10 protein-coding genes are annotated in these 13,440 nt (G+C 51.5%); 6 read left to right on the forward strand and 4 right to left on the reverse strand.

Features of this window, described 5'->3' with window-relative positions; translation table 11 throughout:
- Window positions 1-47: 47 nt before the first annotated feature.
- Together MHH48_RS03795 and MHH48_RS03800 are read right to left on the reverse strand one after the other, a co-directional pair.
- Window positions 48-1,664, reverse strand: coding sequence for a response regulator (locus MHH48_RS03795; protein ID WP_076326020.1), 1,617 nt, complete (start codon window positions 1,662-1,664; stop codon window positions 48-50).
- 1 nt (window position 1,665) lies between these two features.
- On the reverse strand, window positions 1,666-3,450 hold the full coding sequence (locus MHH48_RS03800) for a sensor histidine kinase (RefSeq protein ID WP_076326019.1): 1,785 nt from the start codon (window positions 3,448-3,450) through the stop codon (window positions 1,666-1,668).
- A gap of 155 nt (window positions 3,451-3,605) precedes the next feature.
- Here MHH48_RS03800 and MHH48_RS03805 point away from each other — a divergent pair, with 155 nt between their 5' ends.
- From MHH48_RS03805 to MHH48_RS03815, 3 genes are all read left to right on the forward strand, one after another.
- Entirely contained in the window at window positions 3,606-4,487 is an 882-nt protein-coding gene (locus MHH48_RS03805; RefSeq protein WP_076326018.1) for a sugar ABC transporter permease, read from the forward strand.
- Window positions 4,487-5,323, forward strand: a complete 837-nt coding sequence (locus MHH48_RS03810) for a carbohydrate ABC transporter permease (protein ID WP_076326017.1) — start codon at window positions 4,487-4,489, stop codon at window positions 5,321-5,323. The genes MHH48_RS03805 and MHH48_RS03810 overlap by 1 nt, the downstream gene beginning before the upstream one ends.
- Window positions 5,324-5,461: 138 nt before the next feature.
- Complete coding sequence (locus MHH48_RS03815) at window positions 5,462-6,751, forward strand: ABC transporter substrate-binding protein (RefSeq protein ID WP_076326016.1); 1,290 nt, start codon at window positions 5,462-5,464, stop codon at window positions 6,749-6,751.
- A gap of 256 nt (window positions 6,752-7,007) precedes the next feature.
- On the opposite strand, the gene MHH48_RS03820 is transcribed toward MHH48_RS03815, so the two are convergent.
- Window positions 7,008-7,220: a PLDc N-terminal domain-containing protein gene (locus tag MHH48_RS03820; RefSeq protein WP_076326015.1), complete on the reverse strand. Its 213-nt coding sequence runs from the start codon at window positions 7,218-7,220 to the stop codon at window positions 7,008-7,010.
- A gap of 315 nt (window positions 7,221-7,535) precedes the next feature.
- On the opposite strand from MHH48_RS03820, the gene MHH48_RS03825 reads away from it, so the two are divergent.
- The 3 genes from MHH48_RS03825 (at window position 7,536) to MHH48_RS03835 (ending at window position 12,511) form a co-directional block, all read left to right on the forward strand.
- Window positions 7,536-10,637 carry a DEAD/DEAH box helicase gene (locus tag MHH48_RS03825; RefSeq protein WP_076326014.1) on the forward strand — a complete coding sequence of 1,034 codons (3,102 nt, stop codon included), beginning with the start codon at window positions 7,536-7,538 and terminating at the stop codon, window positions 10,635-10,637.
- Window positions 10,638-10,706: 69 nt separating this feature from the next.
- Entirely contained in the window at window positions 10,707-11,444 is a 738-nt protein-coding gene (locus MHH48_RS03830) for a hypothetical protein (RefSeq protein ID WP_076326013.1), read from the forward strand.
- Between the two features lie 188 nt (window positions 11,445-11,632).
- The gene (locus MHH48_RS03835) at window positions 11,633-12,511 is read left to right on the forward strand and encodes a M15 family metallopeptidase (RefSeq protein WP_076326012.1); all 879 of its coding nucleotides are present in this window, start codon (window positions 11,633-11,635) and stop codon (window positions 12,509-12,511) included.
- A gap of 275 nt (window positions 12,512-12,786) precedes the next feature.
- Here the strand turns inward: MHH48_RS03835 and MHH48_RS03840 are convergent, their stop codons facing one another.
- Window positions 12,787-13,155, reverse strand: a complete 369-nt coding sequence (locus tag MHH48_RS03840) for a hypothetical protein (RefSeq protein ID WP_076326011.1) — start codon at window positions 13,153-13,155, stop codon at window positions 12,787-12,789.
- Window positions 13,156-13,440 lie beyond the last annotated feature (285 nt).

The raw sequence follows: 13,440 nt of genomic DNA on the forward strand, positions 1-13,440 counted from the left end.
GAATGAATATCGAGCCAGCAGATAAGAAAGGGGCGCAGGCCCTTCACTTAACTCATATGTTTCTTGCGGTATTCGTTGGGCGTGACCCCCTCCATCTTCTTGAACACTTTGCTGAAATACTTCTCATCCTGGTAACCGACCATCTCCGCGATTTGGGCGATCCGGATCTGGGGATTGAGCAGCAGCGTTTTAGCCTTGTCGATTCGAATCCGCCCGAGAAAATCCGATAGCGTCACGCCGAATTCCTGCTTGAATTTGCGCGAAATGTATTCCCTGCTAAGAAAGAACTTCCCCGCAATTTGCTGAAGGGAAATCTCCTCATGATAGTGCTGCTCCAAATAGCGGGCAATGTCATGAATGATATGATTGTCCTTGGAATGAATCTGAGTAAGAACGCGGGATGCCGCATAAAGCCTTCCGCTGATCTGTTCGCGCCAGCGATCCCAGCAGATCATGCCATCCTCGCTGTAAGGAAGCGGGAAGGGAAGGTCTTGCGAGATTTCAGCGTCTTCGACGGGTTCTTGCGTGCTGTTTACCTCATTTTCCGTCCAGTGATACTGAATCCAGTCCCATTCTGAATTCCACCTTGCCAGATGCTCAGGCGATACGAGATCCCTCTCGCGAACATCCTGCAGCCACTCTTCCGTGGCTGTCTCGATGCGTTCCTTACTCCCGCTGAGTGCAGCCAGCTTGAATTTCTCCTCGTAGGAGGAGAGCCGCAGGGTGCGCGATGCTTCGCTTTCAACGGCACGTTCGCGATGAATGCGGCATTTGCCGGTTAATAAATTGCGGCTGTATAAGGCTTGGACGGCATTTAGATAAGCCTTCGGCAGATCGTCGGGAAAGGCGCCTGCTTTGGCGGCACCGAAATGGCTCCGCCTGCGAAGGGTGGAGAAGAACCCGTCATTTATTCGATCCAGTACGTCGTTAAAGGGAAGCCGCGGATTCCAACAAAGAATAATGATTTCCCCGGGTTTGTCGATATGTCGAAAGGCAACCCCCTGATCCATTAACAGCTCATTGCAAATATTAATGAGCGTGAAGGATAGCAGATGGCGCCTGTTGCGGAATTTGGACAGCAAAGCTTCGTCAAATTGATCATCGCGTAGCACCGCAACATTATAGACCATGCTGGTTACTGGCAGCGTCATCCGGTTCCGCAATTGAGAAACCACGCTGTCCTTGTTGCCATAGCCGTTAACTAGATCCGAGAGCAGGCGGTCCATATAGAAAGGGGTCATCTGATTCATTTCGATATTCTGATTGGTAATCTGCTGCCGTTTCTCTTCCTCGAGTTGCCAGGTTTGAACCGCTTTGGTCAGCGCCTCGTTCAAGCTGTCCGGTTCAACGGGCTTGAGAATATAGTCAATGCCTCCCGAACGGATCGTATGACGTACATATTCAAAATCATCATATCCGCTAATGACGAGCACTTTAATATCCGGTTTCGTGTTATGCAGCCAGGTGAGCAGCTCCAGTCCGTTTTTGCGGGGCATTCGCATGTCGGTCATGACAATTTGCGGTTTGTTTTCCTCGATTAAGCGCACCGCTTCCTCACCGTCAGCGGCCTGATCGATTTCCGTGATTCCATGCCGCTCCCAGTCTGCCAGGAGCCCTATAGCCTCCCGCACATGCTGTTCGTCATCTACGATCAATACTCTCATTTTACTGTTCACTCTCCCATATGTTGATATCGAGCGTGACCCTGACGCCGTGTGGCACTACATTCTCTATCGTTAACCCGGCCTTGTTGTCGGAGTATAAGTTCAAACGCATCAATACGTTTAAGAGCCCGATCGAATCATTGCCGGCATCGTGTCGGTCAGGGTGGCCGTAAGCAGTTGCAAGCTTGCTGCGAATCGAAGCGAGCTCGGCCTCTTCGATGGATGACCCGTTATTTTCAACGACGACGATCAAGCGGCGATCTTCCGAGATGAGGGAAGATATGGATATATGTCCGACGCCGGGGTGTATATTCATGCCATGCTTGAAATAATTCTCGACAATCGGCTGCAGGATCATTTTCGGAACCGGAGCCGTAAGGCTCTCCGGATCCAAATCCCATGTGATGTCCAGTTGGTCCCGGAACCGTTGCTTCTGCAGCTCAAGGTACAGCCGCACATGGTTGATCTCATCCTGGAGCGTTACTTTGCCCTCGCTGTTGCGCATATTGTAGCGCATCATATTCGCCAGCGAAGAGAGCAGGGAATAGATTCGCGGCACATTGTGCTGCAGGGCCAAGGTACCGATCGACTGGAGCGAATTGTATAGGAAATGCGGATCGATCTGAGCCTGGAGCGCCTTCAGCTGATTGGTCTTATTGGCGATTTCCAGCCGGTACTCACGCAGGATCAGGTTGTTGATGGTGTCCATCATGGTTCGGAAGCGGCGGGAGAGAATCCCGATCTCATCCGGGCTTGTAACCTCAATTTCCACGTCAAGCCGCCCGGTTTTCACCTGATTCATATAGCTTGTGAGTTGTTTAATGGGTTTTGTAATCCGAATGGATATCCATAGCGTGCCGAATATGACAATGAACAGTGCTAATATCGCAATAATCGCGTTAATGCTCGTTAGTTCTGTCGAATGTTTGTACAGCGTTTGATGTGGGATTTGTTTGACAAGCGTCCAGGGAGCGTAAGGCAAATCAAGCTTCTCGTAGACAATCATCGCGTCTTTGCCATCGTAATATCCATTATCCGATTGAGCGATTTCGCCCATTAGCACAGGGTCGTCCAGAATTTGTCCTCTCTGCTGCGAATCCGGACCGTAGATGATGCTCCCCTTGTCATCAATCAAGTATAGCTGTTCTTCCCCTTTAGCATACAACTGATCGCAAATAGCCAAAATACTGTCAAGTTTCACATCGATGGCCATAAGGGCATATTGATCGGGTGACGGTACGTTGGTGATGGATCGATAGAAGGTGAAAACTTCAAAATTCAGAATGTCCGCAGGCCGCGGAGGGAACCCGTAACTGTGCACCTGATGGACTGGTTCGATGGCCGTATTGCCCGTGCCGAACTCTTCTATTTTGCGATAAGGCGCCTGCCGGAATTCCCTGCGAGGCAGATTGCTGGATACTTGGGTGGACTGTCCTGTCAAATTATTGTGCAGATAGATTTGATGCACGTCCTGCGTACCCGTTTGAATGGCCTGCAAGGTCGTATACAGCTCGGCTACAACCCGGTGATTATCGGGATCCAGAGCAAGATTGCGCAGAAAATGGGGATCGGAATATACGGACAGGGAGGCGCGGTCGATGCCGTGCAAATAGTTCATCAGATTGGTCGCTCCTTGATAAATCAACCGTATATTTTCATTCACCGTCTGCTCCTTCACGGACTCGCGGGTATGCGTAAACGTAATGAATAGCGAGAGCAGGAGCGGAATGGTAGTGACAGCGAGCATGAACGTGATCAGCCGGGTCTGGATGCTGCGGTATTTCATGAAGGATCACCCCCTGGATTATCGAATGCGCATAAGCGCGTATGGTCAATATTTTACACCTAACGGTTCATGATTCTCCGTGTTTATTGTTTACAGGTTACCGCATAATGGCTGTACATCATACAACAACTTAAACGAAAAGGGGAGATCAAGGGATGAATCGAAAAAAATCTTCGGCGCTGCTGCAGCAGTTTCTTTTCGTGGGACCTTCCACTATTTTTTTCATCCTGATCATGATCATTCCGTTCCTTCTGGGTCTTTATTATTCCTTCACGAACTGGAATGGCGTGTCAAGCAAAATCGACTTTGTCGGCTTTGATAATTTTGTTACCATCTTTACCAATGATGATAAATTCCGTGATGCCTTCTGGTTCACAACCCGGTTTACGGTGCTTGGCGTCATCCTGACGAATCTGCTCGGATTTTTACTGGCTTACTTCCTGACCAAGCCGCTTAAGACGCGAAACATCCTCCGGACGATCTTCTTCATGCCAAACGTGATCGGCGGCTTGCTGCTCGGTTTCATCTGGCAGTTTATCTTTGTCAAAGGGTTTGCAGCGATCGGCAATGCCACGAACCTGGGATTCTTTAACCTGCCGTGGCTTGGCACCAAGGGGACTGCCTTCTGGGCAATTGTAATCGTTTTCGTCTGGCAGACGGCCGGTTACCTGATGGTTATCTACATCTCCTCACTTAACAACGTGCCGAAGGATATTCTGGAGGCTGCCGAAATTGACGGTGCGAGCAGAGGGCAGGTCCTGCGGTCCATTATTATCCCGCTTGTCATGCCGGCGGTTACGGTATGTTTGTTCCTGGCAATTTCCTGGTCCTTCAAAATGTTCGATTTGAACCTTTCCCTGACCAAAGGAGGGCCGTTCGGTTCCACGGAGTCGGTGGCCATGAATATTTACAACGAGGCTTATACGAATAACCGTCTCGGACTCGGAACGGCGAAGGCAGTCATCTTCTTCATCGTTGTTGCCATCATAACAAGTCTGCAGGTTCGATTCACGAAGAGCAAGGAGGTTGAGGCGTAATGGAGACCACGAGAAAATACCGGCTGAACACCATGGCCACCGAGATCATCATGATCATCGTAGCCTTGCTCTTCCTGGTCCCGTTCTACTTCCTGTTCGTGAACTCCGTCAAAACCTTCGGCGATCTGTTGACGGACTCAGCAGGGCTTCCGACCACTCTTGAATGGAGCAACTATTCGCGGGCGTGGGATATCACCAACTTTCCGCAGGCGTTCTGGAACTCGCTGGTCGTTACGGTTGCGAGCAATCTGCTGCTGGCGATGTTAAGTGCCATGACCGCCTACCAGATGGTTCGCCGGAACACGCGTTTTAACCAGATCATGTTTGCGCTGTTTGTGGCGGCGATGGTCATTCCGTTCCAATCGATCATGATTCCGCTCGTGAAAGTGACGGCAACGCTTGGGATTAACAACAGCTTGTATGGACTTATTATCTGTTACTTGGGCTTTGGAGTTCCGCTGAGCGTATTCCTGTTCCATGGGTTCGTGAAATCGATTCCGATGGAGATCGAAGAAGCCGCAACTGTAGATGGATCCAGCGGATACGGCGTCTTCTTCCGGGTGGTATTCCCGCTGATGAAGCCGATGTTCGTTACAGTCATCATCCTGAACACCCTGTGGATCTGGAATGACTATCTGCTACCATCCTTGATCCTGCAGTCCGCAGAGCTTCGGACCATTCCAATTGCTACTTTTGCCTTTTTTGGGCAGTATACGAAGCAGTGGGATTTGGCTCTTCCGGCGCTGGTGCTGGGGATCATGCCGGTCATTATTTTCTTCCTGGCCATGCAGAAATACATCATTGAAGGCATCACGCAAGGAGCGGTGAAGGGATAGCCGTCAATCGGTCAATTCCCTCCCCCTCAAAGATCAATATAATACCTGATTTAACGAAAAAAGGTTGATTATACTGAAAAAGAAAACGCTATCAATGAATGCTGCACACAATTTATAGAAAAAAAGGGAGGATTCACAATGAAGAAATACGGTAAGCTGCTCCTGGTCATGGTTCTGGCTTTCTCCACGCTTCTTGCGGCCTGCGGCGGCAAGAGTGAGGACAATCAAGGCGCTGAAGGTGGTGCCGAAGGCGGAACGAAAACAATTAAGATTTTCCAATTTAAAGTCGAAATCGCCGAGGCTCTGAATAAACTGAAAGCTGAATACGAAAAAGAACATCCCGGCATTAAGCTGGACATTCAAACCGTTGGCGGCGGCTCCGATTATGGCGCGGCGCTGAAAGCGAAGTTCGCTTCCGGCGATGAGCCGGACATTTTCAACGTTGGCGGATATCGCGATCTCGAAACGTGGTTCGAGAATGTCGAGGATCTCTCGGATCAGCCATGGGTGAAGGACGTGGTTGACGTTGCCAAAGAGCCTATGACCAAAGACGGTAAACTGTACGGACAACCGATGACTATCGAGGGTTATGGATTCATTTATAATAAAGACTTGTTTGAGAAAGCGGGTATTACCGAGCTTCCTAAGACGCTTACGGAGCTTGAGGAAGCGGCCAAAAAACTGCAAGCGGCTGGCATTACGCCATTCGTTAATGGATACCAAGAGACCTGGATTTTGGCCAACCACTTGTTGAACATTCCATTCGCCCATCAGGAAGATCCGGGTTCATTCGTAAAAGGAATGAATGAAGGTACGGAGAAACTGGTAGGCAACGCGAAATTCGACGAATGGATGAGACTGTTCGACCTTACTGTTCAGTACGGTCAGAAGAACCCGCTGACGACAGATTACAACACGGAAATCACGACCTTTGCCAGCGGTGAAGCAGCCATGACCCAGAACGGGAACTGGACGCAAGTGCAAATCGACGGCATCAATCCGGATCTGAACATTGGCCTTCTGCCAATGCCGATCAATGACAATGCCGAAGAGAATGACAAGCTTCCGATCGGTGTGCCAAACAACTGGGTCGTGAACAACAAATCCAAGGTGAAGGATGAAGCCAAGGAATTCCTGAACTGGCTCGTTACTTCGGAGACCGGTAAACGTTATATTACAGAAGAGTTCAAGTTCATCCCAGCACTGACCAGCATCGAGGCGAATAGCGAGACGCTTGGCGATCTGGGTAACGATGTCGTGAAATACAGTAAAGAAAACAAAGCGCTCAGCTGGGAGTTCAACAAATTCCCTGATGGCGGTATGAATGAATTCGGCAGCCAGATGCAGGGTTATGTTGCTGGCAATGTGGACAAGAACCAATTGTTCGAAGGCATTCAGAAATCATGGGAAAGCTTGAAGGCGAAGTAATCACGAAGGTGACGTCTACCATGCTATACCATCGAAATGATCCATTGACGTGAATAGGGGCTGTCTCAAAGATATATCGTCTTTTTGAAAACAGTCCCGATGTATTCATGCATCATAAAAGGTCGAAGACAGACTCATTTAGAGCGCTGGTCTTCGACCTTTTTGTTCGTCACATACCTTAGCTTTGGGGCAACGTCTTTATAGTTGATAAGTATGCCCCGTCCCAAGGGGAAGAAGAAGCGGAGCATGGTTATTACTAATAATTATTTCGGATCAGTAAATAAATAATGAGACCGACAATAGGGAAGAACAACAAGCCCAGCACAACCAGAATCGCAAATTCGGGGCTGCGGCCTTTTCGCCGGGCGTCATTATAACCCCATACGCAGACGGCAATGTGAAGAAAGAAGAAGAAGAATCCCAGTAATAACGTCACAATCCCTAAGATACCAAAGCCAACAAAACTCATAATAAAATACCCTCCCGAACTCTAAATGTATGATCTACATACGGTCGATCAGCAGAAGGGTCGCAAAAAAAAACAAAAAGATTTGGAATTTTCCTGCCGGGGGTAACCGGAGATTGCATAAGAATAGGGATATTTTATTAACCTATATAGGAGAATTCTGCAATACATAGATCACAACGAAATAGTAAATACATGGTATGATAAAGGTTGACGTTATTTTGGCGTGGGAACGATTTCGCCATCGTTTTGAAATGTTGAAGCTATCGTATAAGATAGTAATAATATCTATAAAGCAGGAAAAGACGGGAGACAACGATGAATCAACCGCTCTATGGCGTATGGCTAGGTGACGTATTCTTTTGTTTTTCCGGTGAGGTTTCGGAACCGAGAGTGGATGCTTGGAGCCGCGTGGTCCGTACCTTTCGCAAACCGGATGGAACCCGTCCCTTCGCTAACGCTTCCCTCCGGCTTGCCGAGCTCAGATATCCGGCCAAAGTCCTCGGATCGAAAAGCACACGGCGTCCGGAACGGAAGACACTTGGCGGACGGACGATGGAAGGGCTTGCTCTGACACCGGGAGACGCATTTCAATTGCTGATCTCGCTGGATTCTGAGTATTATCAGAATCAGGGACTAAACGTCGGTGAAGAAATGGAATATTGGGTACAAGTGAGCAGATTTGCATTGGAGCTGCTCCTGCAAGGGAAGTTTGCACCGGGGACAGCCGAGGTGCCTTCCGTGGGCAGGCGCCGGACAACGATGCAAAATATAAAAGCGGTATGGAAGCCGCAGCTGTCTGCCGAGGATACAGCACGCTTTTTGCAGCTGGCAGCGAATATCCCGCCCATTGCGATTGGGACGCCCGCAGCTCTTGCCGGATTCGATCCTTCAACCCGTGAGGAAGCAGGGGCTATTGTGCTGTATTCTTTTCTGTGCGGCGTGATCGACAGCCAGGCCCGGGCAGCTGTCCGTGAATCGGAGGATAAGCTTCGGACCTATCTGGCGAATTACCGGCGGGGACAATCTCCCCTGGCCGAGCTGTGGTGGAACAGCCTGTTGACCGTCAGTCGGGATATTCCCATTCAAGGGACGGCTGAGGAAGTTAGCGAGCTGGAGGAAGCTGTTGAACGTGTTGGAGGGACAACGTTTCCTTATGCCAGCGGGGAGGATCAGCCTCCCGAGAACGGAACCGTTGGACTTGGGCTGCGGCTTGAGCCGCCTTTGGACGAGACCCAGAAGGACTGGAAGGTGTCCTTCTGGGTACGAAGCCAGGAGGACGAAGGCTTATCAATGCCAGTCCGCAGCATTTGGGGAAATCCGGAATCCGATCAGCTGATCCGTGGACGGATGTATTCTAGGATTCAGCTGCAGCTGTTAATGAAGCTGGGAGAAGCGGTAGAACTGGCACCGGAGCTGGCCGCAGGCTTGTACGGGCGTGCTCCCGAGAGCGTGTCGCTATCGCTTGACCGCTTGTCCACGTTTATGAAGGAATCGGTTCCGAAATTAACGGCGAGCGGAGTCACGGTCCAAATGCCTTCACGATGGAGCAGGGAAGGGCGCCGCCGCGTCGGCTTATCTCTCAAAATGATGCCGGATGCAAAATCATCCGGTGAAGCGCATCGACTGTCGGTGTTAGGCATGGAGCATCTGGTCAGCTTTCAGATCTCTGCAGCGATGGGAGGCCAATCCCTGACGCGCGAAGAGTTAAAGTTTCTGGCCGAACAGAATCTGCCCTATGTCCAGTTCCGCGGGGAATGGGTTGAGGTGGATCTGAAGGAGATCAACCAAGTGCTGCGGTTCATGAAGCGCCATGAGAAGGGCGAGATGGAGCTTGCGGAATGGATGCACCTTAGCGCTGATATGGATGGAGAACGCCTGTGGAAGGGTCTCTTTATCGAAGAAGTGGAGACAACGGGTTTGCTATCTTCTTTACTGGATGGAGAGACGTCCCGCAAGCTGCCATCCCGCCCGATTCCTTCCTCGCTTCACGGCGAACTGAGACCGTATCAGGAACGGGGATATCAGTGGCTAAGCGTGATGCGCGATTTGGGATTTGGTGTTTGCCTTGCCGACGATATGGGACTTGGAAAAACGGTACAGGTCATCACCTGTCTGCTGGAGCGTCTCAATACGGAATCCACTGGCGGTCCGGTGCTGATTATTTGCCCGACCTCGCTTCTGGGTAACTGGCAGCGGGAAATTCAGCGATTTGCACCGGATCTGACCTTGCATGTGCACCATGGCGTTCGACGCCTGCGTGGCGAAGACTTTTTGCAGGAAGCGGCCAATCATGATATCGTGCTGACCACCTATCACTTGGCGGGAAGAGACGGCGGTGATTTATCCGCTATCCAGTGGTCGAGTGTGGTGCTCGACGAAGCACAATACATTAAGAATTACCGTACGAAGCAAGCGCAGAGCGTCATGAAATTATCCGCGCCTCACCGTATTGCCATGACCGGAACACCGGTGGAGAACCGTTTGGCGGAGCTGTGGTCGATCTTTCATTTTCTCAATCCGGGATATCTCGGCTCCTTTAACACCTTCCGTCAGCGCTATGCGCCAGGAGAGGGGCAGCAGGAGAGATTCCGTGAGCTTCATAAGCTGGTATCTCCATTCATGCTGCGCAGACTCAAGAGCGATCCGGATATCCGCAAGGATCTGCCGGAGAAGCTGGAATTGAAATCATATTGCCCGCTGACCGAGGTTCAAGGCGCGATGTACCAAGCGGTTGTCGATGAGATGATGGGGCAGATCGAGAGCCGGTCGGGCATAGCCCGCAAGGGACTCGTGCTTTCGTCCCTCACCAAGCTGAAGCAAATATGCGATCATCCGCAGCTGCTTCGACATGACGAAGGACGCGCGGTGCGTGCGGAGTCCTCGGGCAAAATGGAGCGTATGCTTGAAATTCTCGACAACATCGCAGATGTCGGAGAATCGGCGTTGATCTTTACCCAGTATGTGGGCATGGGTGAACTGCTGGTAAGCATGCTTGGACGTAAATACGGGAAGGAGCCGTATTTCCTTCACGGAGGGGTGCCTAAACGGGAACGGGATGAGATGGTACGGGCATTCCAGGCAGGCGAGGGGCCCGAGTTCTTTGTTCTCTCGTTAAAAGCCGGGGGCGTAGGCCTGAATTTGACCCGCGCGAACCATGTGCTTCACTATGACCGGTGGTGGAACCCGGCGGTCGAGAATCAGGCGACGGACCGTGTATTCCGGATCGGGCAGCACCGTAACGTTCAGGTGCACAAGCTGATTTCTCAGGGAACGCTGGAGGAGCGGATTGACGAGCTGATCGAACAGAAGAAGGCGTTATCCGAGCAGGTTGTCGGGTCAGGCGAAACATGGCTGACGGAAATGTCGGACGGTGAGCTCCGCCAGCTGATTGAGCTGCAGGAGCAAGATTGGATGTAACCGGATTGCGTACGGCGCATGGAGCAGCCGATAAGACATACAAAAATGGATGCCAGGGAGGTGTGGGCTATGGAATCTGCGGAATCGGCCGAACGAATCAGGCTGGAGATCGAACCTGGATGGTTAAAGGGGAAAGTGGATGGAGCTGATGAATCATCGGGGACGTATGAGGTCAGCGTTCAGGTGAAGACGCTGAACCCCGCTGCCCGTGAGGCGGTGCTGGCTTATCTGGAGGAAGACCCGCAGGCGCTGTACCGCCTGCTTGCAGGGCAGGACGCCCTTTGGCTGGCCGAGCTGGCGCCATCGCCCCTGCAGGGCGAAGAGCCGGCCGCCGATGCCCGCTGCACCTGCGGCCAAAGGGCCTGCGGGCATGCCGCAGCCTTGCTGGCTGCCGCGGCCCTGCGTCTTGCGGCAGAGCCGCTCCAGCAGCTGACGCTGCTGGGGCTGCCGCGGGAAGCGCTGCTGGCCGGCGTCTTCGACGCCTGGGCCAAAGCAGCCCCGCCGCCAGCAGGCGGCTCTGCCGCAGAGAAGGCCACCCGGGCGAAGGAGAAGGGACCGTCCGGTCCTTCTCCGGGCGAATGGGTGGCCGAAGCGGCGGCCGAGGGCCGATTGCACCGGCCTGGCCCGCAGCTTAGCGAGCTGGCGGTGCAGCTATCACCGCCGCCTCCGGCAGATCAGCTAGGTCCAGTCGGCGACTGGACAAGCTTACTGCCTGGCGTTCGCGGCGCTTCCAAAGCGCTCAGCGTGATTGCCCGCGGAGCGGCCAAACAAGCCGAGCAGAAGCGTCGCAATTTGAAGTCGCCGTAAGGTTGGAAATCCATCACAGAATTGTAATGGATTTGATAGAAGCGGCGCCATAAATCGAGGGAAACGGCCGGATATTTGACGTAAACGGAGATTATCCGGCAGGATTCGACAGCCACTCGTTTGTTCTGTTCATTCTGAATAAGGTACAATGGGGTCAGGACAAACCGTGGGAAAGGAAGAAGCAATAGATGAATGCATTTTCGGGAAAACGAACACGATTTACAAGCGTAATGCTGTCATCCTTGATGTTAGCAGGGGCCATTCTGGCAGGATGTCAATCGAATGATACCGGTTCCGGTAAGGAACAGGGTCAGGAATTGCAGTCGCCGGCCGAGGGCCAGGAAGGAAACACAATTCCTGAGGGTGGCGCGGGTAATGGAGAGGCAGGGGCTGAGAATCAGCCAGCGGATCCGGTTATGGCGAAGCGCAGCGAGAATGCACTTCAAGCCACGATCCAGGAGAGCGACGGCAAGCAGGTCGTAACCAACGCGGAGGCTATGACGGTGGTTGTAAATAAGCAGCGCAGCTTGCCTGATGGTTATGAACCAAGTGATCTCGTGGAGCCGAATGTCCCATTTTCTTTTGATGAGCCGCATGAAAAACGGCATCTGAGAAAAGAAGCGGCTGACGCGCTCGAGGAATTGTTCGATGCGGCCAAAGCGGATGGCATCGAACTGCGCGCCGTATCGGGATACCGTTCCTATGCCCGTCAGAAAAGTATATATGAGAATAATGTTCGTACCAAAGGGGAAGTCGAGGCTAATCGTGTAAGCGCGGTGCCGGGTACGAGTGAGCATCAGACAGGCCTTACGATTGACGTGTCCAGTCCAAGCGCAGGTAATGCGCTGGAGGAAACGTTCGGTCATACGGCGGAAGGGCAGTGGCTGGCGCAACACGCGTCGGAATTCGGCTTCATCATTCGTTATCCGGAAGGAGCCGAGAATATTACCGGTTATGTATACGAGCCATGGCATATCCGTTATGTAGGCAAGGATCTGGCGCCGGATATTGCCGACAGCGGCATGACGCTGGAAGAATACCTCGATGAGGCGAACATTAAACTGTAAGCTGTGCTAATAGTCGTAGGATAAACGGGACTTTTTATCCTTGTACACCGGCTTGCGAATCTATAAAGTAGAACAGGACCTGCGCAAGGCCGGGCGATGTTCTTGTTATACGAATGAATCCCGGGGCGGCTTGGCTCCGGGATTCATTCGTATTTTAAGAGATAAGAAAGCATCAACTTCAGAGGCTTACCATCCTGATCTCGCAAGAAAAACTTTCGCTAAATGCGGTCTGTCATCTGAGAAAGTTCGTCGATATACGTACGGACTGATAGTCTTTACTTATTTAATGGCGAGTCCTCATAACCGGGATCATCGTAGCCGGTGTCGGTCAGCTTGCCGAGGATATTCATGTCCTCAATGGTTTTGCGCGTGCGTTCATCACCATGTTCATGGAGAAAGTGGTAGAGGTTCATCGTTCGTTCATCATATTGCTCGGCAGCATCGTCATGATCCGCCGACTTGTAAGGGACGAATGTACGTTTAAACGCATACCGATCGCTGCTGCTGACTTCATACAGCAGCCCCCTCAGCTTGGAGACCTCTTCATCATCCATATATACGACATATTCATTCGTATCGTTCGGTACATCCTGGATCAGATTGTGATTGACTGAAACATAATACGTCTTTTTATCGTTTCTCATATTAAATCCCTCCAGACTTCGGCAGCTAAGGGCTGCTCGGAATAGGACGAGGCTGCAAGCCGACAGTATAATGGCATGGTACTGTCCAGTTTTCTAATCATATACACGTTCGGGACACGGATGAATCAGCAGCGGGGTTGGAAGGTGCTTCCTTTTTCACATGGGGCAAGGAATTTGGTATGATAGAATCACCATGGTGGCAGTATACTGGACGATGAGGAGCATATCATCACAATGAGTAGTATGCGAAACGGTAAAAAAACATGGGATAGCCGGTTTATGGCT

Origin of the sequence: Paenibacillus sp. FSL F4-0100, from assembly GCF_037993005.1 — a bacterium.
In the GTDB taxonomy this organism is placed as follows: Bacteria; Bacillota; Bacilli; order Paenibacillales; family Paenibacillaceae; genus Paenibacillus_AQ.